We start from the raw sequence: 434 nt of genomic DNA, 5'->3' as shown, positions 1-434 counted from the left end.
AAGGTATTTTGTTCAACCAAGGCCAAGTTTGCTGCGCCGGTTCTCGTATCTTCGTTCAGGAAGGTATTTACGATAAATTCGTCAATGCCTTGGCGGAAGAGTTCAAAAAAATCAAAGTCGGCCTGCCTTGGGAAGACGACACCCAAATGGGTTCGCAAGTCAATGCCGGTCAACTCGAGACCATTTTGAAATACGTCAAAATCGGCGAACAAGAAGGTTGCCGCATCATTACCGGCGGTAAAAAAATCGAAGGCGAATTGGGCAAAGGCGAATTTGTCGAGCCTACTTTGATTGAGGCCAGCAGCAACGAAGCCCGTGTTGCCCAAGAAGAAATCTTCGGCCCTGTTGCCACCGTGATTAAATTCAAAACCGAAGAAGAAGTCATCAAAATGGCCAACAACAGCGAATACGGCTTGGGCGGCGCAGTTTGGAGT

Annotated in this window: 1 protein-coding gene; it reads left to right on the top strand. The window is 47.9% G+C overall.

Annotated features, from left to right (window positions below; genetic code table 11):
• Positions 1-434, top strand: a 434-nt coding sequence (locus tag ACTHUR_RS21495; protein WP_440400837.1) for an aldehyde dehydrogenase family protein, incomplete at both ends; no start/stop codon positions are given.

The organism is Neisseria sp. P0021.S007, assembly GCF_051956855.1.
Note: the sequence above shows the minus strand (reverse complement) of the source record. Positions and strands in the feature narration are given on the sequence as shown.